Source organism: Levilactobacillus zymae (assembly GCF_032190635.1).
Classification (GTDB): Bacteria; Bacillota; Bacilli; order Lactobacillales; family Lactobacillaceae; genus Levilactobacillus; species Levilactobacillus zymae_A.
The window spans coordinates 1,983,627-2,006,369 of the sequence record NZ_JAVLAS010000001.1; the positions used below are offsets into that span (position 1 = coordinate 1,983,627).

Here is a 22,743-nt window from a genome sequence, read left to right on the forward strand (position 1 = left end):
AAAAACTTATTAGCAGTCCCCAATCTCTTTATCATTAATTCTAATAATAAGTGATTTGGGTGGAAACACAAGCGATATGGCCCTTTATTAATGAACTTTAATCTGTCTATACCATTTTATCATTTTTGCATAAGCTTTCTTATCACAACGGTGATGCTGGTTAGCAATTTCGTAATGTTCGTATTTTATCCATTTAGAGAATTAATTGATAATTCAAATATAGCTTAACGTAAAGTTCGCTAGCATGGCCCACGCAACCGTTTCTGGTCGTTGAGCCACCACCCGTTGCAACCGACTCACCTGATTGGTAATCTGGCCGTCCGCCCCCAGCGCCCAGGCCAGCGTCATCGCGGTCCGCGAATCTGGCGTCCAGAGGTAGGCTGGCGCGTGTTCGCGGTGAGCCGCCTGAATGAACTGATCACTGACCGACAATCGTTGAAAGGAATAGAAATCGGCTGGTACCGAGGCCGGGGAAACCCAATTAAACGGCGTAATGTACCCAACCGATAAACGCGGTGCCGCCCGTCGTAACCCAGCCACGACCCGATAGTCTAAAGAATGCACCGCCGAATGATCGCGGGCTAACCGCGTCCCGTATTGGCGAGCAAAGCGCCGAACCATCCCCGCCGAATCCCACGGGGTGGTTTTCAGTTCGACTAACAAGGGTTGATGGTGCCGTTCGGCCACTCGCAGGTAATGCGGCCAACTCACCAACCGGGCCCGTTGTCCATTTTCGTGAAGCGTCAGCTGCGTTAGCCGCCGCAGGGACCACTGGTGCGGCTGAACGTCGCGACCGGCTAGTGCTTTCAGATTCTCATCGTGCAGCACCACCCACCGCTGGTCGCGCGTTTCGTGAAGGTCCATTTCAACGTACCGGGGATGGCTACGGCTAACGTGCCGTAACGCGCCCAAGGTATTTTGGACCCCGATCCCCCGGTCGACACCCCGGTGACTGATGAGGGCCGTGGCACCCCAGCGCGATTGGCATAACGTCTGAGTAATGACCCCGCCGCTCACGAGAAGCCACCCGGCCAAGCAGACCCCGATCATCCGGTAAGGGGCGCTCACCGGATTAGCCAATTCGGTCGGTTGCCCACACCAACTCCAGACCAGAGTTACCGTGCCCAACAGACTGGCCAGCGTATACCCGCCTAAGATGACCCCCATTGAGCCGACCGTTAGCCAAGTAACCGCGGAAGCCGGCAAACTGGCATCCAATCGCTGGTTGAGTAAAATCACGCCACCGCTCAGCCCCAACCACCCCAGCATGCTGCCGATTAAGACCATTAGGCCACCACACATCTGTTTTGGCGTCCCCATCGTCCGGGTGACTCGCCAATGACGCGGCCCCCAGATCAGGCTATATGCCAACAATCCAAGATAGGCGACAACGACCACACCACCTAGCTCGTGGCGATACAGACTAACCCAATTCACCCAGCTTGCCGGCAAGCGTAACCGCACTAAAAAGCGACTTCCTAGGCCCCATAGCCCCCAGGGCAGACTCAACAGACCGAGACTCACGCCCAGCCCTAACCAGGTTCCCCCGCGACGCCAGCCGGTTAACGGCCCCGCCGCTACTCCGTAGACCCGCCCCAGCTGGCTTAGTTGCCAACCGGCTAACCCTAGTTCTAGCAGGACCACCACCACTAAAGCCGCCGTCCAGCCCGGAAACTGCCCGCCCCAACGGAGAATTCCCAGACCCAAAACAAGACCGGTCCATCCCCAAAATAGTCGGGGCGTCATTAAACCGACCCGCCACGCACGCCACAATTCCTGTCGTTTCACTCGCACATTGCCATCTCCCACAAAAAAAGCCGATGAGCCCGCCAAAGCGTCTCACCGACCCAAATTCTCAGTCTACTTCTTTAATTGATACGTTGATGCGGCCGAATTATCGTCCAACGGCACGAAGTCGTAAGCCAACTTATCTTCACGGTTGAACTCCGCAATTGCCAACTCGATGAGCCGGTCGATCAATTCCGTGTAGCTAATTCCGGAAGCCTCCCACAATTGTGGGTACAGGCTGATGTTCGTAAAGCCAGGTAAGGTGTTAACCTCCCCCACGTACGGCACATTATCCTTGGAAACCAGGTAGTCGATGCGCGCCATCCCCTTCAGGTCTAACGCAGCGTACGTCTGCAGTCCCATCGTGGTAATCTCTTGCGCCAAGTCTGCCGGTAACTGTACGGGGACTTCAAAGGTCACGCCACTAGCGTCCACAAACTTATTATTGTAGTCGTAGAAGACGTCCTTTTCGGGCACCCGAATGGCCCCCAGCTTCGATGCTTGTGGGTGTTCGTTACCCAGAATAGAGATTTCGACTTCTTCCAACCCAGCAATGGTTTCTTCCACCAGAACCTTATAGTCGTACCGGAACGCGTCTGTTAACCCGTCTAGGTATTCTTGTTCGTTGCTGGCCTTGTGAATCCCCACCGATGAGCCTTGGTTGGCGGGCTTGATGAAGACGTCGGTCCCCAACTTCGCCTGCACGGTCGCATAATCCATGGTGTCGCGGTTAGCTGGCGTCACCACCACATACTTGGTGTTCCGGATCCCATTAGCGGTTAAGACCTGCTTGGTCCGATCCTTATCAAAGGACGTGGCTGATGCTAAGACGTCACTACCGACATAGGGTTTTTTCAATAAACGGAAAAGCCCTTGGATAGTCCCGTCTTCACCCAGATTACCGTGAATAATTGGGAAGAAAACATCAATGTCCTTTGCCTGTGAAAGATTCCAAATGGGTGCCAATGGATTTGCTGAATCGATTTTAGCTTGTTCCTCTGCGGCAACCGTCGCTTCGTCTTCACCATCGAAGACACGTTGAGAAGCTGCATCGCTCAAAACAAAACCATCGCGGGTTAAGAGAAACAGACTAACCGTATAGCGCGTCTTGTCCATCGCATCGTAGATGTTACGAGCCGACCGCTTTGAAACGTCGTGCTCGGAGGAATTTCCACCGAATAGTAAACCGACGTGTAACTTATTTTTTTCCATGATGTCACTCATCCTTACGTGTGTATTTCGGTTAGCCTTCAGTATACCATTTCTCAAAAAATATTAGTACATCTTTATGCTAAAAAATCAATTGAGGAAGATAAATACGCCCGAATTTGTGGGGACAAGTCGCGTTGTAAGCGCATGGCATCCAACAACCGCCGGCGATTATAGAATTGGTTCCAGCCGGCCGCCGTTTCCGTTGCCCGCCGACGTAAAGCCACCTGCTGGCGCCACTGCTTCAACGCGGTTAAACACATCGCTTCGTAGAGGGGATGCCGGTTAGTCTGCATCACCAGATAGCCGCCCATTCGTTCCGTCTCTCCATAAATCAACGGGGTCGTTAAGCGCTTGAAGCGTTCCAACAACGTCACCATCAAGAACAGCTTATCCGCCCGGGTTAATTGGGGACCGTCACCCAAGGTAGCTAGAACCGCTGTGATTGACGTAAACGCGTGAGCCCACCCCTGGTGATTGATAAAACCGCGGGTATCGGTTTCCAAGCAAATATAGGTGGCCACCTTAATCACAATTTCGTCAAAGTCCAGCTGCACTAACCGGGGATGATCATTGCTGTAATGAATGAGCGTGGCCAAAAACGAAACGGCAGCCGAGCGACCATAGACCCCCTGATTGTTGGGCTCGAGGATGTGATCAAATAACCGATCCTCTCGTAGCAGTTGGGAAACCAACCACTGAATTTGCGCAGCCGAAAACACCCCGTCTTCCAACGCATCGTAGAGCGTAAAGTGGACCCCCAGATACCGAATTTGCGGATTAGTGGAACGCAGATGCCGCAACAAGTGATCGAGTTCAGCTAGTGTCAGATGGACGTTTTGGTCCCCTGCCAGTGCCTGATTGACGTCTGTTAACAGGTCCTGAATCCCATCCCCTTCATCCGGTAAGGTTAACGGCGTCCGGCGTTGCCGGTGCACGCCATCGATTAGCCGCCCCAGCCGGGTTCCCAGGGATTGGTACACTGTGCCGGCATGCAATTGCCGCCGCAAGTCCCGTAATTGCTGCTGTAACGTCTCAATCTGCTCGTCCATTAAAGCATCCTCCAATATTTCCCATTCTATGACTACGCCTCCACCTTACCCGTGTTAATCACGGGTTGTGAGCCGCGCTCGTTAATGATGGAGACCATCATATTATTTATTAATTGCAACTTCTGATTATCCGTTAAGTTCAGGTCCGTCTCGGCCGCTAACCGGTCAATGGCCCCTTCCGTAATCGAAACGGCCCCCTCGACAATAATCTTCCGGGCCGAGAGAATGGCCTGCGACTGTTGCCGTTGAAGCATGGCCGAGGCAATCTCGGTCGCGTAAGCGAGGTGGGTCAACCGGGTTTCCATAATTTTGACGCCCGCGACGTCCAACCGTTCCTGTAACTCTTCGGTGAGGTGATTAGAGACCTCGGTGGGATTACTCCGTAGCGTCAGGGCCGCACCATCACCGAAGTTATCGTAGGCGTATTCGGACGCCACGTGGCGGATGGCCGATTCACTCTGGATCTCCACGAACTGTTCGTAGTCCTCTACCGCAAACAAGGCCTTGCTGGTGTCCACCACTTTAAAAACGATCACCGCAGCGATTTCCACGGGATTCCCCTGCAGATCGTTCACCTTAAGAATGGCGCTATTAAAATTTCGAACCCGCAGCGAAACCGTCGTTTTATTGGTGAGGGGGACGGTCAGGTATAGTCCAGCCTCACGAATAGTCCCGATGTAGCGCCCAAAGAAGGTGAGCACCTTAGACTGATTGGGACCCACAATCGTCAAACTACTGGCCGCTAAGACAGCGATTACAATTAAGATAATGCCCAGTACCGCGGTACCCCCCGCCAACAACACGCAATACCCGCCCGCTAACAAGAGGGCCAACACTAGGACTAATCCCAGATAGCCATTAATGTGAAAAACGTTCTTTTCCGTCACGCGACTCACTCCATTCTCGTCAGCCCTTAACCAATAATGGCTAACTAACTCAAGTTTTAACCTACTGGTTTCATTATACCCGACTCACGGGAGAAAATAAAAAACCGGGCCAACTCTCACGAGTTTACCCGGTTCTGCGATTTGCGGTTAGTCTTCTTGCACGTCGACAAACCAAGCCGCCGTCGTATCGCTCCCGTTTAAGACGTCGAAGCTGTCGGCTAAAGCGGGGTTAACGGCCGTTACCTTACCCGTTACGGGGCTCGGAATATCCGAAACGGCTTTATCTGCCTCAACGTTCAGCAGGTTATCGCCCTTCTTGATTTGATCGCCAACCGCGGGTAACTTAGCGAACTTGATGGTCCCTAGTTCGTCTTGACCTTCCGTGGTTAACCCAATGCGGGTGCCATCGGTCGTTGCCTTGGTCCAGAAATACTTCACCATTTCACTCATCATCCACATGCTCCTTTATTTAAACGATTCGTTACGACTAAACATGTAACTCTTATAATGATACCGCATTGACATGATCAAACCAATCCCAATCAGATTACCAATCAATGCCGACCCCCCTTGACTCACGAAGGGCAACGGAATCCCAGTCAACGGTAACAGCCCAATACTCATCCCAATGTTTTCGAACACGTGGAAGAGAATCATCATAATGACCCCCGTCGAGATGTACGCGTAAAAGACATTCTTAGTATCGAAAGTCACCCGAATCATTTGATAAATCAGCAGGAAGTACAGGAAGATTAAGACACAACCGCCGATAAACCCGAAGTTCTCCCCGATGACGGAGAAAATCATATCGGATTCCCGCACGGGGACGTACACGTGCGAGGTATTAAACCCGGTTCCAAAGATGCCCCCGGACCCGACGGCCTTCATACTCTGCCAGAGTTGATATCCCTGGTTCGAGGTATCAGCCGAGGGATGTAACCAGGTGTCGACCCGGGAGAACTGGTAGGCTTGAAAGCCCACCCTTTCCAAGATCTTCCGTCCCCAGCTAGTCGTCACCAGGGTTAAGGCGCCCCCACCAAGCACGGCGATGGCCCCAAACGTGGGGGCCAAAATCTTCCAGGTCACCCCGGAAACTAAGATGACTCCTCCGGCGATGGCGAAGAACACCAACATGGTCCCGAAGTCATTTTGCAGCTTCAACCCTACAGCTACGGGCAACGTCCACAAGATGACCTTCCCGATTAAGCGCCAATCCGAGTTAAACGTATGGACCGGAAATTGGTTGTTGTGATCGGCTACGACCCTTGCCAGCATCAAAATAAACGCCGGTTTCATAACTTCTGAAGGTTGGAAGGTTAACGGACCGATCGCAAACCAACTCTTAGCCCCCGTGTTCAGGTAGTAGGCCCGACTATAGAAGACCAACACGGACAACAGCAGGAACAAGCCAATTCCGTATAACAACGGCGCGACCTTCCAGAGTTGTTCCGAATCAAACTGCATAATAATGACGATCGCAATGGTACCGATGATGTACCAGGCCAATTGGGAGACCACGGCCGACGTAATGCTCGTCGCACTCGAATCGTGCGTTGCCGCCACGTAGATCGACGCCAAACCGATCAAAGCCAACATCAGCACACAGAAAATGACCCCCCAGTCAATCCGGGAGTCCACCTCATCTTGTTGTCTTGTCGCATTTTTTGCCACGATGATTGCTCCTTAATCAAACTCAAGATTTTGTTCTTATTATAAAGGCCGCAGAGAACTTCGACGTTCCACTCCGGCCAATTTTACCAAAATTTATTATCCCCGGTGCAGGTGGTAGTCCCGTAACAGAACCTCCACACCTTCATCGACGGTCTTAACGTGGTAGACATCGCCGTCCGTTAATTGTGCTGCGAATCGATCTGCTAAGGGCTGAACCGTGCCGATGGTGTCCTTGCCAATCTTCAAAACGGACATCGTCGTGCCGTCGGGTAATTTTTGTTCATCCACGGTCACTTGAACCGCCTTTTCTCGTTTACTCATGCCGACTCTCCTTTACTTGATTGTGGTTTGCGTCTCATCGTCCAAGCCCATCGCCTGCCGATAAGCGCGTTCTGCCGCCACATTGCGGCGCAGGGAGAAGTGATCTGGTACCGGATCAACTCCGCCGTGAACAAAGGGGTGACACCGTAAAATACGAGCTATGCCCATCAAGCTGCCCTTCACTGCCCCGTGCTTAGCTAACGCCTGAAGCATATAGGTCGAACAGGTTGGATAATACCGACAGGTTGGCGGAAACAGTGGTGAGATCCACCGCTGATAGCCGCGAACCAGTCCCATTAACAATCGTCGCATTCAATGACCCCCTTTGGTCAATTTAGTTGTTCTGCTCTGCCATCTTGGTATTCATGTGCTCTAACAGAACGCCCGCTCCCTTGGCCACGTTGTCCAACGGGTCTTCGGAGATGATGACGGGGACCGTTAATTCTTGTGAGAAGAGCTTGTCAATGCCGTCCAACAAGGCGCCCCCACCGGTTAACATAATCCCCCGGTCAATAATGTCGGCTGCCAATTCCGGCGGTGTCGTTTCCAAAACCGTCTTGGCCGCTTCAATGATCTGATCCACGGAATCGTGAATGGCCTCTTCGACTTCGGCCGCCGTAATCGTGGCTTCCGTCGGCATTCCGGAAACGGAGTCACGGCCCCGAACCGCCATGGTCTTCTTCTCGTTACCCGGTTCCGGGTAGGCCGTCCCAATCTTAATCTTAATGGTTTCGGCCGTCCGTTCCCCCACAATCAAGTTATGCTTGTGTTTGAGGTAGTTGACAATTTCAGCATTCATGCGATCCCCGGCAACCCGGATCGATTGACTAGCGACAATATCGCCTAATGACAGAATCGCGATGTCACTGGTCCCCCCACCCATGTCGATGACCATATTGCCGGAAGGCTTGAAGATATCCATTCCGGCACCTAACGCGGCCACCTTTGGTTCGGCTTCCAGATAGACCTTAGCGCCGCCGGACTTTTCGGCCGCCTGAATGATCGCTTTTCGCTCGATTTCGGTAATGTTTGTTGGCGCACAAATCATAATGTTGGGCTTGGATAAGAAGCCCTTAACGCTCAGTTTATTAATAAAGTAGGAAAGCATGGCTTCGGTAATATCAAAATCAGAAATGACCCCGTCCTTTAACGGCCGGATCGCCCGAATGTTACCGGGCGTCCGTCCCACCATCCGGTAGGCTTCGGATCCCACCGCCAATACCTTATCGGTTTTCGTATCAATCGCCACCACCGACGGCTCGTTTAATACGATACCCTTGCCGACCACGTAAATTAAAACGTTCGCGGTCCCCAGATCAATTCCAATGTCTTTCGCCATACTATTGTTTCCTCCTGATTTTTAATGCCAATTTTCAACATTTCATTATACCATAATCCCCCGAAACTCTAAAAGGTTTGTCCGGGACAACGAAAAAGGTGGCTGTTCGCCACCTTTCAGTTGTTTAAACTTCGTTATTAATTCGCTTATTCTTAAGCACAACTGCCTCGTTATCCGGTACAGAAATCCGGTTCACTTGGGCCCCTAGTGCGGTCAACTTCTTGTGGAACTCGTAGTAGCCGCGGTCCAGGTACTTCAAGTTAGTCACCTGGGTGTACCCATCAGCTACCAGACCAGCCAAGACCAGCGCCGCGGCAGCCCGCAAATCGGTAGCGGCCACCTCAGCACCGTTAAAATCGGTTGGCCCGTGCATCACCACGGTCCGGCCATTAATTTGGAACTGAGCGTTCATCCGCCGCAGCTCCTCCAGATGCATGAAACGGTTTTCAAAGACGGTTTCAGTCATGGTACTAGTTCCTTCAGCGGCTAACTGCAGAATGGTCATCTGCGGCTGCATATCCGTTGGGAACCCTGGATAAGGTAAGGTTTTCACATCGGTGGGTTGTAACGTCTGTGGTCCGATTACCCGGATGCCTTCAGTTTCTTCGGTAACCTGAACCCCCATCTCCTGGAGTTTGGAAATCAACGGCTTGTTGTGTTCGACAATGCCGTCTTGAATCAATACGTTCCCGTGGGTCAACGCCGCAGCAACCATAAAGGTTCCCGCCTCGATCCGGTCCTGCACGACGTTATGATCCGTACCGTGCATGGCCGCAACACCCTCGATCCGAATCGTTTCGGTCCCGGCACCGCGAACGTGAGCTCCCATCTTATTCAACACGTTGGCTAAATCCACGATTTCAGGTTCGCGGGCCACGTTGTCAATTTCGGTGGTTCCTTGGGCTAAACAAGCGGCCATCATGATATTTTGCGTGGCCCCAACACTCGGAAAGTCTAAGTAGATATGGCTCCCAGTTAAATGATCGGCGAACGCTTCGATGTACCCGTCATGCTGTTCGATCCGGGCACCTAAGGCCTCTAACCCCTTCAGATGCAGGTCAATCGGCCGTGTTCCAATGGCACAGCCCCCCGGTAATGCGACTCGGGCATGGCCTAACCGGGCTACCAGTGGCCCCATGACCACAATCGAGGCCCGCATTTTCGAAACGTACTCAAACGGCGCTTCACTCGACAGTTGCTTAGTTGCATCAATCGTGATTTGTCGGTGAGCTTCATCAAAATCCACGCTTAAATTCAAGAACCGCAGAACCTTATTCATCGTGTAGACGTCAGATAGGACCGGAACATTTGCTAAATGTGTAATCCCATCACGTGCTAAGATGGACGCTGCCAGAATAGGCAAAACGGCGTTCTTAGCGCCTTCGATGTGGACAACACCAGATAAGCGGTTCCCACCATGAACAACGATTTTTTCCATAGGATACCTCCAAAAGTTTGATGGGTCTACCGCACCAGGTAGCCCAGATTACGAACATTATCAATGAAATCTAGGAAAAATGAGCTGCAGCCAAAACCCACTGCCACGGCAAGCATCACAATTAAAACTCGGGCTTGTCGCGGGTTAAATGGCATCAATCGTTCAATATGCAGCGCCGAAATCGCCCAAAAGGCCAGCGCGATAAAGCTTAAATGACTAATAATGGTTAAAATTCCTTGGATGCCAAGTAACTTCATCAGCTCAATCCTTCCCAAACATTCCCATTAACTATAGCATAATTTGTGCGTCCTGTCCTTGCGAATCCTTTAAAAACGGCAGTTGTAATATTACATTTACCAATAATCGCCTTAGTGGTTACGACCGAGCTTATTCAACGCTTCACGTGATGTCCCCACCCAACTTCGCGCCGTCCCCAAAACGAGAGTGGGGCAGACGGTGGTTAGCTGGTTTCGCCATCAAATGGGCGGAGACGAAAAACGAGCCTGGGACTTTTGTCCCAAGCTCGTTTGGTATTCACGTTTAGTGCTTAGCCACATTGATCCGGTTAACAGCTCGCCGCAAAGCAACCTGTGCCCGAGCCAAATTGTCCGCATCATGAGCAGCTTGCGCCTTCTTGATGGTCTCTTCGGCCCGTTGCCGAGCATTTTCAGCCCGCGCAACGTCAATGTCATCTTGACGTTCCGCACTGTCAGCAACAATGGTAGCCGTGTTGTTGGAGAATTCCAAGAAGCCGCCGTTAACGGCAATCTTGTCTTCTGCATCATCATGCTGTACCCGCACGACATTCACCGCCAAAGGGGAAATGACCGGGACGTGGTTCGGCATGATCCCCAATTCTCCCACCTCAGTCGTCACGACTAAGAAGGTTCCTTGGTGTTCGTACACACGACCATCGGGAGTGACGATACTAACGGATAAAACTGATGCATTATCAGCCAATTAGAATCCCTCCCTAGTTGTTTTCGAGCGCTTCGTTCATTTGCTTGGCCTTCGCCACAGCGTCTTCGATACTCCCACAGTTCCGGAAGGCATCTTCAGGAAGATCATCATACTTCCCTTCAAGGATGTCCTTGAAACTCCGAATCGTATCATCCAACTTCACGTACTTCCCATCCATCCCCGTAAACTGAGATGCCACGGAAAATGGTTGTGACAAGAAGAACTGAATGCGCCGCGCCCGGTTAACAATCGTACGTTCTTCTTCAGACAGTTCGTCCATCCCTAAGATGGAGATGATGTCTTGCAGTTCGTGATACCGTTGTAAGACGTGTTGCACGTCCGTCGCCACATCGTAGTGTTCTTGACCCACAATTTCTGGGGCCAAGGCCGTTGACGTCGAAGCCAACGGGTCCACGGCCGGGTAAATCCCTTGTTGCGTCAAAGAACGTTCCAAGTTGGTCGTGGCATCCAAATGGGCGAAAGTCGTGGCTGGCGCAGGGTCGGTATAGTCATCGGCAGGCACGTAGACGGCTTGAATCGAGGTGATAGACCCCTTCTTAGTCGACGTAATCCGTTCCTGCAACTGACCCATTTCGGTAGCCAACGTTGGTTGGTACCCAACGGCTGAAGGAATCCGACCTAACAAGGCCGAAACTTCAGAACCGGCTTGGGTGAACCGGAAGATGTTGTCGATAAACAACAGCACATCTTGGCCCTTAACATCCCGGAAGTATTCCGCGATGGTCAACCCAGTCAAGGCCACCCGCATCCGGGCACCAGGAGGTTCGTTCATTTGTCCGTAAACCATGGCGGTTTGCTTCAAAACACCGGAACCCTTCATTTCCCAGTACATATCGTTACCTTCACGGGTCCGTTCACCAACACCGGTGAAGACGGAAATCCCGTTATGGCCTTGGGCAATGTTATGAATTAATTCTTGAATTAAAACGGTCTTACCAACACCGGCACCACCGAACAACCCAATCTTCCCACCACGAACGTAAGGTTCGAGTAAGTCAATAACCTTGATCCCAGTTTCCAGGATTTCGGTCGTAGGGTTTAATTCGTCATACTTAGGTGCGTCACGGTGAATTGGCATCCGTTCGGCATCAGGACCAAATTCGGCACCGCCGTCGATTGGTTCCCCTAAAACGTTGAACACCCGACCTAAGGTGTCATCACCTACGGGAACGGAAATAGAAGCCTTCGTGTTTTCTACTTCCATGCCCCGGCGAAGTCCATCGGTCCCGTCCATGGCAATCGTCCGCATAACCCCGTCACCTAATTCCAAGGCAACTTCGGTTACCAGTACGCTACCATCATCTTTTTTGATGTTTAAGGCGGTGTTGATATCAGGTAATTCATCGTTTAATGGGAATTCAACGTCAACGACTGGTCCGATAACTTGAACAACTTTACCAGTACTCATTATTCGTTAATTCCTCCCGTCATTAGTTACTTAAGGCTTCTTGCCCACCCGTAATTTCGGTGATTTCAGTGGTAATTGCCGCTTGCCGTGCACGGTTATAGTGCAGCTGCAACGTCCCAATCAAATCATCGGCGTTATCGGTGGCTGACTGCATCGCATTGGTGCTGGATGCATGTTCAGAAGTCTTAGCGTCCAGAATTGCACCATAAACTAAGCTTTCCGCGTATTGCGGCAACACGACTTGTAAGACTTCGGCTTCCGAAGGCTCCGTATCGTATTCCGAAACGAGTTGCTTAGTGGGCGTATCGTTGGCTGCGTCAGTTGACAAGGTTTCCTTGTCAACGGGCAACATCTTTTCAGCCCGAAAGCGAGATGAAATGCGGTTTACAAAGTGGTTGTAGCACACAAAAAGTTCATCAAACACTTGGTTGTCGAACATCGTCGTTACGGTCTTCACGATTTCCCGAACTTCATTGAATTCCGGCACATCACTGACCCCGCGATATTCGTAAGCCACATTGACGCCCCGATTCTTGTAGAAGTCCGCTCCGGTACCCCCGACGGCTAGAATCATGTAGTCGTCTTGGTTGGGCGTCCGGTCTTCGATAAAGCGGTTGGCGTCACGCAGCACACTGCTGTTGTAACTCCCCACCATGCCCCGATCAGAGGTAATTACCAAATAAGCGGTCTTCTTTACTGGACGATCTGACTGCAGGTTGCTTGAGGAATTATCCAACAGATGAGACTGTGCAAGGTGCATCACAACTGCTTTAACCTTCGACACATAGTCTTGGTAACCAGCCGCGTGTTTCTGAATCTTATTTAACTTCGCCGTCGAGACCATTTGCATGGCCGCCGTGATTTGGCGGGTTGCCTTAGTCGAGTTAATCCGACGTTGAACGTCATGAATCGATTCAGCCATTGTTCCTCACCATCCTTCCTTCAAGCAATCTTAATTTTCAGAGTTATTGGCTGCGGCACTAGACTCGTGCTTAGACGGTTGGAAAGTTTGGTCGAATTCCTTGAGTGCCGTTTCCAGGGCGCCACCTTCTGGCAAGTTCCCGGTCTTGGTAATCGAGTCTTCGAGATCCTTATGCGAACTGTCCATAAAGTCAAATAACTCATTTTGATAACGTAAAACGTCAGCAACTTCGAGCTTGTCGAGGTGCCCATGCGTCAACGCAAACAAAATCACAACTTCTTTAGCAACCGGAACGGATTCGTGTAAGCCTTGTTTCAAGACTTCCACGGTCCGGGCCCCCCGGGCTAACTTCGCTTGAGTGGCAGCATCCAAGTCAGACCCAAATTGGGCGAAGGATTCCAGTTCCTTGTAGGAGGACAAGTCCAACCGCAAGGTCCCGGCAACTTTCTTCATGGCTTTGATCTGCGCATCCCCACCAACTCGGGAAACAGATGTCCCGGCATCCATGGCTGGCCGAACCCCTGAATAGAACGAATCACTGTTCAAGAAGATTTGACCATCGGTGATGGAAATCACGTTGGTTGGGATATAAGCGGAAACGTCGCCGGCCTTGGTTTCGATAACTGGTAAGGCGGTCATTGACCCGCCACCCAGCTTATCATTTAACTTCGCTGCCCGTTCCAACAAACGAGAGTGGGTGTAGAAGATATCCCCAGGGTAGGCTTCACGACCTGGTGGCCGCCGTAAAATCAGCGAAAGTTCACGATAAGCATCGGCTTGCTTGGTTAAATCATCGTAGACGATCAACACGTGCTTGCCGTTCATCATGAATTCCTCACCCATGGCTGCACCGGCATATGGCGCAATGTACAGCAATGGTGCTGGTTCGGAAGGACCGGCGGAAACCACAATCGTGTAGTCCATGGCCCCGAACTTTTGTAACGTGCTAACTTGGGACCGGACGGTGGATTCCTTTTGCCCAATGGCTACGTAGATACAAATCATGTTTTGATCTTTTTGGTTAATGATCGTATCAATCGCGATGGAACTCTTCCCAGTCTTCCGGTCACCAATGATTAATTCACGTTGACCACGGCCAATTGGAACCAAAGCATCAATGGCCTTAATCCCGGTTTGTAGAGGTTCGCTAACCCCTTGCCGGTCCATAACGCCGGGTGCTTTATGTTCAATTGGTCGTGTCTTATCAGTCTTAATGTCCCCTTTGCCATCAATTGCTTGGCCCAATGGGTTAACAACCCGGCCAATTAATTGATCTCCAACGGGAACTTCCATGATACGACCAGTCCGCTTAACGGTGTCACCTTCGGTAATTCCAGTGAAATCACCCAAGATAACGATACCAACGTCACTGGTTTCAAGGTTTTGGACCATCCCATAAACCCCGTTATCAAATAAAAGCAGCTCACCTTGTAAGGCGTTGTCCAAGCCATGGGCCCGGGCAACCCCGTCACCAACGTAAGTTACCGTACCAGTTTCTTCAACTGAGAGTTCATCTTCGTAGTTTTCTAATTGTTGTTTAATTAGAGTACTGATTTCCTCAGCTTTAATGCTCATGAAAGTTTCACCTCTTTACCTGCAGATTTGTTATGCCAACAGTTGACGTCGCAACTTGCTGATCTTCGTCTTGAGACTCCCATCCAGAATCATGCCGGCGGACTTAACAATCACGCCACCAAAAATCGTGGGATCGACTTGACTATCTAAAATAACTTTCTGAGCGCCAACCCGTTGCGCGTAAGCCGTCGCAATCCGGTCCTTTTGCTCCGCAGAAAGATCGACCGCCGTGGTTACGTGGGCATAAACCGTGTGGTGCTTTTCGTCATACAAGGCCTGAAACTGATCAATGATGGCGACCATCACGTCCATTCGGCCGTAATCGTAAACCATGCGGATCAAGTTTTTAATGTACGGAGACGCTTGGCTGGTCAATTGACCCACCAAAGCCTCTCTGTCCGCAGCCTGTAAACTAGCGTCTGAGAGTACAGTACCCAATCGTGGGTTGTCCTGGAAGACACGTCGAAGCTGCTGGAGTTCGGTATAGCCGTCCTCCAGTTGGTCTTTTTCGGACAACAATTCAAATAATGCGCGTGCGTAGCGCTTGGCTACGGTTGTCCTATCAAGACTCATGATGCTTCCCCAACCCTTCAATGTAAGAATCAATCAATGCCTTTTGGTCATCAGCGTTTAATTCTCTTTGAATGATCTTGGAAGCAATCGCAATAGATAGGTCCGCCACATCGTTCCGCGCACTTGCTAAGGCGTCTTCACGTTCTTGGGCGATGTCCTTTTGGGCATTGACCTTCAACGTTTGCGCGTCCGTTTGGGCCTGAGCAACGATTTGTTCACGTTGTTGTTGGCCATTGGATTTCGCATCTTGCACGATGGTTGCAGCTTCCGCTCGCGACCCGTTTAAAGCCTGTTGGCGCTTAGTCACCAACTCAGCGGCATCGGTCCGGGATTTCTCGGCGGAATCGATGTCGTTAGCAATTTTGTCAGAACGATCCTGCATCATCTTGGTCACGGGTCCCCAAGCAAAAATCTTGATTAACCACATCAACAAGATAAAGCAGACGAGGTAGAAGAGTGAGTCACCAAAGTACAGTGCTTGATCAACTACTAAATGTGAGAGCATCTATTGGCACCTCCTTTTTAAAAATTAATTAAAAAATAAGTTCAACTACTTGTTCATGATCATTAAAGCGACAACGAACGAAATGATTGGCATGGCTTCAACCAGCCCAACACCAATAAACATAGTCGTCCGTAACTGACCTGATAATTCTGGTTGACGAACCATACCTTCAAGCGTCTTGGAGATAACGATACCATCACCAATACCACCGCCGACAGCGGCCCCGAACATAGCAATACCAGCTGCAATTGCACCCATTATATGTTTCCTCCTTATAATTAAAAAACATCGTTTATTTCTCGACAACCTTTTGAGAAATATAAACTGTCGACAATGTGACGAACACGAAAGCTTGGATGGCCCCCAAGAATGCAGAGAACCCTTGCCAAATCATTTCGACTGGAACTGCGACAATCATCGTCGCAATGCCGTGTGAAGTTGCTAACCCCCAAATAACTTTGAGGAGCATTTCACCTGAGAAGATCACCCCGAAGATACGAAGACCTAACGTTAGGAAATTCGTGAATTCCTCGAAGATGCTAATTGGTAGCCAGAAGACGAACGGTTTGAGGTAGTTAGCAAAGTGCTTCTTGTACCCCAAGCGTTGAACCCCTGAATATTGGGCAACCATCATAGTCATCAGTGAGAACGTCAAGGTTAAAACAGGATCTGACGTTGGACTGCGGACGATGGTAGCACCATGGAACGTAAGCTGAAGAAATAGCCCCAATTGATTAGACAGGAACAGGAAGAGGAACAACGTAAAGCCGTACAAGCCAAAGCTGCTGACTTGATCGGCGGGAATCGACCCCTTCAAGATCCCATTAGTAAACTCAATCAGCCATTCCAGGAAGTTTTGTCCTTTGGAAGGTTTCATCGTGATATGCCGTGAGGTAAAAAATATCACTGCAAACGCCAAAAGAAAAATAATCAACCCAGATACGATATTAACCGTACTAAATGTCAATCCAAGAAATTGGAAGGTTGAAACTGGACCATCATTCACCGAATATCACCTCTTTTCACACTATATGAACGTAGCCTCCAAGTGCTAGTAAACCGGCAAAAACTCACTAAACTCTTGAAATTTACGGAATAGTGAACGAAGCGAGCGCTCCATTCAAATACACTGGAAATGATACCACCAATTGGTCTAAAAAACAAAACAATTTTCACAGAAATGTAACAAGATTGCTCTAACCCCCGTCAGCGCTGAAATACAGGTACTTCAGCAATGTAAGCGTTAACACTAGCCAGTTGCGTGCGCATCCAGACTAACGCTTGACAATTCGACTGAACTTACCAACCAAAAAGATGAAAATGGCAAAGAAGAGACCCGGCAATCACTGCCGAATCTCTTCTCAACATTTACTTCGTTCCAAATAAACGGTCCCCGGCATCGCCAAGTCCCGGCACGATATAACCATCTTCGTTCAAATGGTCATCTAATGCCGCCGTATAGATATCCACGTCTGGGTGTTTAGCTCGTAAGGCCTTGACCCCTTCTGGTGCGGAAACCAAGCAGACAAACTTAATGTTGCTGGCCCCCCGCTTCTTCAAAGCGTCGATCGCCATAATGGCCGAGCCCCCCGTGGCTAACATCGGATCCACCACGAAAACCTGGCGTTGATCGATGTCGGACGGCAGTTTAACAAAGTATTCATGAGGCTGCAGGGTTTCTTCGTCCCGATACATGCCAATGTGACCCACTTTAGCAGCGGGAATCAATTCAAGAATACCGTCAACCATCCCAATCCCGGCACGCAGAATTGGTACAATGGCCACTTTTTTACCGGCTAATTCCTTCGCCGTCATCTTGGCAACTGGCGTTTCGATGACCTTGTCTTGTAATGGCATGTCGCGTGAAACTTCGTAAGCCATTAACGTCGAAATCTCGTTAACCACTTCCCGAAAACTGCGGGTCCCACAGTTTTTGTTACGAATAATCGTCAGCTTGTGTTGAATCAACGGGTGGTCGAGTACTTGAAACTTCCCCATGAATAAACGCTCCTTTGGTATTTCTTACAATTGTACCATTAACTGCAATGGCGTAGCGGATTTTTTTGGGAATGTAATCGCTTTTTCGTAATTTCTAGGGTAAAACGCTTAACGGGTGAGCCTGCGTTAAGGCGTGAACGCGCTGCCGCACGTCTCCTAAATTGGTTTGGTCAGTGGGTTGACTTAGCGTCTGACTAATCAGCCGAGCCACTTCCCGACAATCATCTGCCGTAAAGCCCCGGGTCGTCACCGCTGGCGTGCCCAACCGAATTCCCGACGTCTTGAACGGACTAAGGGTTTCATTCGGAATTGCTTCCTTATTGGTTGTGATCATCACCGTATCCAGTAGATCCTGTGCCTGCTTACCGTTGAGCCCCGTCTGGGAGACGTCTAACGTCATCAGGTGATTATCGGTTCCCCCCGAGATGACCCGCAGGTGAGCAGCATGGCTAAATTCATCGGCCATTGCCTGCGCATTTTCGATGATCTGGCGCGCATAGTCCTTGAAGGCTGGCTGACTATCTTCGAAAAGTGCCGCGGCCTTCCCCGCAATCACGTGTTCTAGCGGACCACCTTGGGTGCCTGGAAAGACTGCCGAGTTCAACTGCTTGGCGTATTGCGCCTGTGACAAAATTAAACCGCCACGAGGCCCCCGTAAGGTCTTATGGGTCGTCGTCGTGACCACGTCGGCAATTCCCACGGGACTCGGGTGTAGCCCGGCCGCCACCAGACCCGCGATGTGGGCCATGTCCACCATCAAGTAGGCCCCCACCTCGTCAGCTGTCCGGCGGAAGGCTTGCCAATCAATGATCCGTGAGTAGGCGGACGCTCCCGCCACAATCATCTTCGGCTTTAACTTCAATGCTAATTCCCGGATGGCCGCATAATCTAACCGTTCCGTTTCCGGGTTCAAACCGTAGCTGTAGCTGTGGTACAGCTTGCCGGAGAAATTAACCTTGGCGCCGTGGGTCAAATGGCCCCCGGCATCTAGGCCCATCCCCAAAACCACGTCTTCTGGCTTCAGGAAGGCCGCATAGACGGCCTGATTAGCCTGGGAGCCGGAGTGGGGTTGCACGTTCGCGTATTCTGCCCCGAACAGTTGCTTGGCCCGGTCGATGGCCAGCTGCTCCACCACATCAATGTATTGGGTTCCCCCGTAGTAACGCTTACCGGGATAACCTTCGGCGTACTTATTCGTCAGCACGGAACCTTGGGCGGCCCGCACGGCATGACTCACGATGTTTTCCGAAGCAATTAACTCAATGGTATCTTCTTGACGTTGCTCTTCTTTAGCGATGGCCCCCCAGAGGGCTGGATCTTCTGTTTTAAAATTCAAGGGCAATTCCTCCTGAGCTGTATGATACTCTCCATTTTAGCAAATTTGTCCGGAAAATGGGGAATGACGTCCCAATTAACCGGAAAATATCCCGAATTAACCAGAAAAATGGCGTTCTCCCGAAGATTTCTCGGCAAAACGCCATGCAAACTAAACTTGAATTAAGGTTGAAAATGCACCTGACCGGCCGACTTGTTTAAGCGGTTCATGTAGGCCGCCCCCAGACCAGTATCGGCAAATCCCTGGGTCAGAATCCCCTTCACCGGCGTTTCCAAGTCAAAATGCCGTAAGCCGGCAAATAAGCGGTGGCTGGCACTGGTCAGGTCGGGGCCTAGCGTGTAAGCCTCCGCGTTAGCTGGCAATTGGTGCGCTGCCAAAACATGATCAACGGCCATTACCCCCACCGAATAGGGCTGGGCTTGGGCCCAAGCCAACGCCGCTGACCAATCGTTTTCGTGGTCAACAATGTAGACCTGCGCGTCCGGTGCGTAGTGCTTATACTTCATGCCTGGTGCCTTAGGAACCTCGGTCTTGCCCACCCGATGATGGGTCGAACGGACCGTCCCAATCACGGCTTCAAGGTCCTCTTCGGTGACCGCTCCCGGCCGCAAAATGGTCGGCACGTCAGCGGTCAGATCCAGGATGGTCGATTCCACTCCGACTCGGGCAGGACCATCATCCACGATGCCGGCAATTTTCCCCTTCAAATCGTGGTAGACGTGTTGCGCCAACGTCGGACTCGGTTTCCCCGACGTATTGGCCGACGGTCCCACGATGGGCACGCCCGCTGCTTGAATCAACGCCAACGTGGTCTGGTTCGCGGGATTCCGAAAGGCCGCCGTGGACAGTCCCCCGGTGACGGCCGCCGATAGCTTCCCGGGTTGGAGGTTCAAAATCAAGGTTAGTGACCCCGGCCAAAAGGCCTTAATCAGTGCTTGGGCCTTAGTCGATAATGGTTGCGCATATTGCGCCACCATTGCTGGCCCCGTTACCGTGACAATTAACGGGTTATCACTCGGCCGCCCCTTGGCCGCATATACCTGCTTAACGGCGGCTTCGTTAGTCGCATCCGCTCCTAAGCCGTACACCGTTTCGGTCGGAAACGACACGAGTTGGCCGGCCCGCAAAAGGGCTGCAGCCGCGTCAATTTGATCCGGTTTAAAAATTTGTGTTTCCATTTATAATTCTCCCATACTCTCTCGTTATTCTGTGAGTTGAACCCGCACCATTCGGTCGTGACCACTCAAATCTTGACGAACGGTGACCAGCGCCGTCGGCAAGGCCGCCTGAAAAATCGCCCGCACTTTAGCCCCCTGTTGGTACCCGAGCTCCGCAAAAAAGTTGCCCTGCGGCGTCAACATGGTGGCCAAACTAGTGGCAAAGCGTTCGTAAAACGCTAAACCTTGATGGGCGGCAAACAGGGCCCCTTGAGGTTCGTAGCGTTTCACGGACGCATCCATGACCGCCGTCTCCGTCCGGTCGATATACGGCGGGTTGGAAACAATCACGTCAAAGCGGCGTCCCGCTACCGGGGCAAACAAATCCCCGACGGTTAAATGCACCTGGGGGGCCAACGCCTGCGCGTTCTGCCGAGCCACGGCCACGGCGGCGGCGGAAATATCCGTCCCCGTTACCTGCCAGGCCGGGCGTTCGGCCTGAAGGGTTACCGCAATGGCCCCACTACCGGTTCCCACGTCCAAGACGCGACGAGCACCCGCCGGCTGGCTAGTCAGTACCCAGTCCACCAGCTCTTCGGTTTCGACGCGCGGAATTAACGTCGCCGGACTCACCACAAACTCTCGCCCATAAAAGGGCGCGTGCCCTAACACGTACTGCGGGGGTTCACCCGCGACTACCCGCGCCACTTGCTGCCGATAGGTTGCTAATTGATCGTCGGGGATGGTGTCCCGGTAATGCTGTACCAGTTGCGTAAAGGTCCAGTGCTGAGCTTCCTGTAATAAGAATTGGGCAGCACTGGGATCCTGTTGTGCGACGCTTAGCTGCTGTTGTGCAGCTTTTAGCGCCGCAAAGTACGTCACCAGTTTAGCCATTGTTCTTTAGGTCTTCCAACTTAGCGGCCTGATCGGATAAGATTAGCGCATCAATAATATCGTCAAGTTCCCCGTTCATAATGCGGTCCAACTTGTTTAACGTCAAACCAATGCGGTGATCGGTCACCCGGTTTTGTGGGTAATTGTAGGTCCGGATCCGTTCGGAACGGTCCCCGGTCCCCACGGCCGACTTTCGTTCGGCATTGTAGGCATTTTCTTCCTGTTGCTTATAGTAATCGTAGACTCGGGCCCGCAGAATTTGCATGGCCTTAGCCCGGTTTTGTTGCTGGGACCGTTCATCTTGCATGGCCACCACAATCCCCGTGGGTAAGTGGGTCATCCGCACGGCAGAAGACGTCTTGTTAATGTGTTGCCCACCGGCACCGGAGGAGCGGTAGACGTCGGTTCGAATGTCCTTCGGGTCGATATCGATGTCGACATCCTCTTCTTCGGGCATGACCCCAACGGTTGCCGTACTGGTGTGCACCCGGCCGGCGGATTCCGTGACGGGGACCCGCTGAACCCGGTGAGCCCCGTTTTCGTATTTCAGCTTGGAATAAACTTTGTCACCGGTGATCATCATGACGATTTCTTTGAAACCACCCACTTCGGTCGCATTTTCGTCCACGATTTCGGTCTTCCATCCCTGACGTTCGGCGTACTTAGAGTACATGCTGAATAGGTCAGCCGCAAATAAGCTGGCTTCATCCCCGCCGGCTGCGCCGTGAATTTCCATGATGATGTTTTTATCATCGTTGGGATCCTTCGGTAACAGCAAGACCTTGATGTCTTCTTCCAGCTGTTCCTTTTGGCTGGTTAGCTCCTTCAATTCGTCCTTGACCATGCTCTCCATGTCGGCATCGAGCTTTTCGCGTAGCATCTCGTCGTCATCCTTAATCTGCTTGGTGACGTCTTGATATTGATGGTATTTCTCCACCGTTTCGCGTAGTTCGCCCTCTTCCTTGGATAGGGTCATGAACTTTTGGGTATCCGCAATCACTTCCGGATCGCTGATTAATTCGTTGAGTTCGTCGTAACGGTCCGCCACGGCCTGGAGCTTATCAAACATTTCATCCATTTTGAGTTAACCTCGTTTCGTTATTGCCCCATCTGGTCCAACGGCGGGTTGAAATAGTGCCGCCGACAGACCGGATAGTAGGCTTCGTTACCGCCAATCTGAACCTGTTCCCCCTCGTAAACGGGATGCCCGTCTTGAAAGCGCAGATTCATAATGGCCTTCTTGGTACAGAACCAGCAAATAGTTTTCATTTCTTCAATCTTATCCGCATATAATAGAAGGTATTTTGATCCTTCAAACAATTCATTGCGAAAATCGTTCTTCAACCCGAAGGTCATGACCGGAATATGCAAGTCATCCACGATCTTGGCCAATTGAAACACGTGCTCTTTGGTCAAGAACTGGGCCTCGTCAATCAACAGACAATTGGCTTGCGGGTCTAACTTTTCTACTTCATCGTAGACGTTGGTCGTCGCAAAAATTGGATGCGCGGGACGTTTCAGCCCGATGCGACTGGAAATGGCCCCGACCCCGTCACGGGTATCTAAGCCACTGGTCATAATAATGACCCGTTTATGTTGTTCCTCGTAGTTGTGGGCGACCTTTAAAATCTCAATGGACTTCCCACTATTCATTGCGCCGTACCGAAAAAAGAGCTGCGCCACGTTACT

At 51.2% G+C, this 22,743-nt stretch carries 25 protein-coding genes; all 25 read right to left on the minus strand.

Annotated features, from left to right (window positions below; genetic code table 11):
- Window positions 1–213 precede the first annotated feature (213 nt).
- The 25 genes from RI501_RS09370 to RI501_RS09490 all read right to left on the minus strand — a co-directional run bounded on the left by RI501_RS09370 (window position 214) and on the right by RI501_RS09490 (window position 22,737).
- Window positions 214–1,794, minus strand: coding sequence for a glycerophosphodiester phosphodiesterase (locus RI501_RS09370; protein WP_313821997.1), 1,581 nt, complete (start codon window positions 1,792–1,794; stop codon window positions 214–216).
- A 66-nt stretch (window positions 1,795–1,860) separates the two neighbouring features.
- Window positions 1,861–3,000, minus strand: coding sequence for a D-alanine--D-alanine ligase family protein (locus tag RI501_RS09375; protein WP_313821999.1), 1,140 nt, complete (start codon window positions 2,998–3,000; stop codon window positions 1,861–1,863).
- A gap of 74 nt (window positions 3,001–3,074) precedes the next feature.
- Entirely contained in the window at window positions 3,075–4,049 is a 975-nt protein-coding gene (locus RI501_RS09380; RefSeq protein ID WP_313822001.1) for a DUF2785 domain-containing protein, read from the minus strand.
- Between the two features lie 32 nt (window positions 4,050–4,081).
- Complete coding sequence (locus tag RI501_RS09385; RefSeq protein ID WP_313822003.1) at window positions 4,082–4,936, minus strand: SPFH domain-containing protein; 855 nt, start codon at window positions 4,934–4,936, stop codon at window positions 4,082–4,084.
- 147 nt (window positions 4,937–5,083) lie between these two features.
- Window positions 5,084–5,386, minus strand: coding sequence for a glycine cleavage system H family protein (locus tag RI501_RS09390; protein WP_313822005.1), 303 nt, complete (start codon window positions 5,384–5,386; stop codon window positions 5,084–5,086).
- A 15-nt stretch (window positions 5,387–5,401) separates the two neighbouring features.
- Entirely contained in the window at window positions 5,402–6,607 is a 1,206-nt protein-coding gene (locus RI501_RS09395; RefSeq protein ID WP_313822007.1) for an FtsW/RodA/SpoVE family cell cycle protein, read from the minus strand.
- Window positions 6,608–6,703: 96 nt separating this feature from the next.
- Window positions 6,704–6,928, minus strand: coding sequence for a DUF2969 domain-containing protein (locus tag RI501_RS09400; RefSeq protein ID WP_313822009.1), 225 nt, complete (start codon window positions 6,926–6,928; stop codon window positions 6,704–6,706).
- 12 nt (window positions 6,929–6,940) lie between these two features.
- Window positions 6,941–7,240 carry a membrane protein insertion efficiency factor YidD gene (gene yidD / locus RI501_RS09405; protein ID WP_313822011.1) on the minus strand — a complete coding sequence of 100 codons (300 nt, stop codon included), beginning with the start codon at window positions 7,238–7,240 and terminating at the stop codon, window positions 6,941–6,943.
- A gap of 22 nt (window positions 7,241–7,262) precedes the next feature.
- Complete coding sequence (gene mreB, locus RI501_RS09410; protein ID WP_313822012.1) at window positions 7,263–8,267, minus strand: rod shape-determining protein; 1,005 nt, start codon at window positions 8,265–8,267, stop codon at window positions 7,263–7,265.
- A 124-nt stretch (window positions 8,268–8,391) separates the two neighbouring features.
- Window positions 8,392–9,705: a UDP-N-acetylglucosamine 1-carboxyvinyltransferase gene (gene murA / locus RI501_RS09415; protein WP_313822014.1), complete on the minus strand. Its 1,314-nt coding sequence runs from the start codon at window positions 9,703–9,705 to the stop codon at window positions 8,392–8,394.
- Window positions 9,706–9,731: 26 nt separating this feature from the next.
- Window positions 9,732–9,962: a DUF1146 family protein gene (locus RI501_RS09420; protein ID WP_313822016.1), complete on the minus strand. Its 231-nt coding sequence runs from the start codon at window positions 9,960–9,962 to the stop codon at window positions 9,732–9,734.
- A gap of 283 nt (window positions 9,963–10,245) precedes the next feature.
- Window positions 10,246–10,665: a F0F1 ATP synthase subunit epsilon gene (locus tag RI501_RS09425; protein ID WP_313822019.1), complete on the minus strand. Its 420-nt coding sequence runs from the start codon at window positions 10,663–10,665 to the stop codon at window positions 10,246–10,248.
- A 13-nt stretch (window positions 10,666–10,678) separates the two neighbouring features.
- Window positions 10,679–12,094 carry a F0F1 ATP synthase subunit beta gene (gene atpD / locus RI501_RS09430; protein ID WP_313822024.1) on the minus strand — a complete coding sequence of 472 codons (1,416 nt, stop codon included), beginning with the start codon at window positions 12,092–12,094 and terminating at the stop codon, window positions 10,679–10,681.
- A 22-nt stretch (window positions 12,095–12,116) separates the two neighbouring features.
- Window positions 12,117–13,016, minus strand: coding sequence for a F0F1 ATP synthase subunit gamma (locus RI501_RS09435; protein WP_313822026.1), 900 nt, complete (start codon window positions 13,014–13,016; stop codon window positions 12,117–12,119).
- A gap of 30 nt (window positions 13,017–13,046) precedes the next feature.
- Entirely contained in the window at window positions 13,047–14,591 is a 1,545-nt protein-coding gene (atpA, locus tag RI501_RS09440; RefSeq protein ID WP_313822029.1) for a F0F1 ATP synthase subunit alpha, read from the minus strand.
- A gap of 30 nt (window positions 14,592–14,621) precedes the next feature.
- The gene (atpH, locus tag RI501_RS09445; protein WP_313822031.1) at window positions 14,622–15,164 is read right to left on the minus strand and encodes an ATP synthase F1 subunit delta; all 543 of its coding nucleotides are present in this window, start codon (window positions 15,162–15,164) and stop codon (window positions 14,622–14,624) included.
- On the minus strand, window positions 15,154–15,669 hold the full coding sequence (atpF, locus tag RI501_RS09450; protein ID WP_313822033.1) for a F0F1 ATP synthase subunit B: 516 nt from the start codon (window positions 15,667–15,669) through the stop codon (window positions 15,154–15,156). The genes atpH and atpF overlap by 11 nt, the downstream gene beginning before the upstream one ends.
- A 45-nt stretch (window positions 15,670–15,714) precedes the next feature.
- Window positions 15,715–15,927 carry a F0F1 ATP synthase subunit C gene (atpE, locus tag RI501_RS09455; RefSeq protein ID WP_313822035.1) on the minus strand — a complete coding sequence of 71 codons (213 nt, stop codon included), beginning with the start codon at window positions 15,925–15,927 and terminating at the stop codon, window positions 15,715–15,717.
- Between the two features lie 34 nt (window positions 15,928–15,961).
- Window positions 15,962–16,675 carry a F0F1 ATP synthase subunit A gene (gene atpB, locus RI501_RS09460; RefSeq protein WP_313822037.1) on the minus strand — a complete coding sequence of 238 codons (714 nt, stop codon included), beginning with the start codon at window positions 16,673–16,675 and terminating at the stop codon, window positions 15,962–15,964.
- A 362-nt stretch (window positions 16,676–17,037) separates the two neighbouring features.
- The gene (upp, locus tag RI501_RS09465) at window positions 17,038–17,667 is read right to left on the minus strand and encodes a uracil phosphoribosyltransferase (RefSeq protein WP_313822039.1); all 630 of its coding nucleotides are present in this window, start codon (window positions 17,665–17,667) and stop codon (window positions 17,038–17,040) included.
- 94 nt (window positions 17,668–17,761) lie between these two features.
- Window positions 17,762–19,003, minus strand: coding sequence for a serine hydroxymethyltransferase (glyA, locus tag RI501_RS09470; RefSeq protein ID WP_313822041.1), 1,242 nt, complete (start codon window positions 19,001–19,003; stop codon window positions 17,762–17,764).
- A gap of 161 nt (window positions 19,004–19,164) precedes the next feature.
- Entirely contained in the window at window positions 19,165–20,181 is a 1,017-nt protein-coding gene (locus RI501_RS09475) for an L-threonylcarbamoyladenylate synthase (RefSeq protein WP_313822043.1), read from the minus strand.
- Window positions 20,182–20,205: 24 nt separating this feature from the next.
- Window positions 20,206–21,054, minus strand: coding sequence for a peptide chain release factor N(5)-glutamine methyltransferase (prmC, locus tag RI501_RS09480; protein WP_313822045.1), 849 nt, complete (start codon window positions 21,052–21,054; stop codon window positions 20,206–20,208).
- Window positions 21,047–22,132: a peptide chain release factor 1 gene (gene prfA, locus RI501_RS09485; RefSeq protein WP_313822047.1), complete on the minus strand. Its 1,086-nt coding sequence runs from the start codon at window positions 22,130–22,132 to the stop codon at window positions 21,047–21,049. Before prfA ends, prmC begins: the two co-directional genes overlap by 8 nt.
- A gap of 20 nt (window positions 22,133–22,152) precedes the next feature.
- Window positions 22,153–22,737: a thymidine kinase gene (locus RI501_RS09490; RefSeq protein ID WP_313822049.1), complete on the minus strand. Its 585-nt coding sequence runs from the start codon at window positions 22,735–22,737 to the stop codon at window positions 22,153–22,155.
- Window positions 22,738–22,743: the final 6 nt, after the last annotated feature.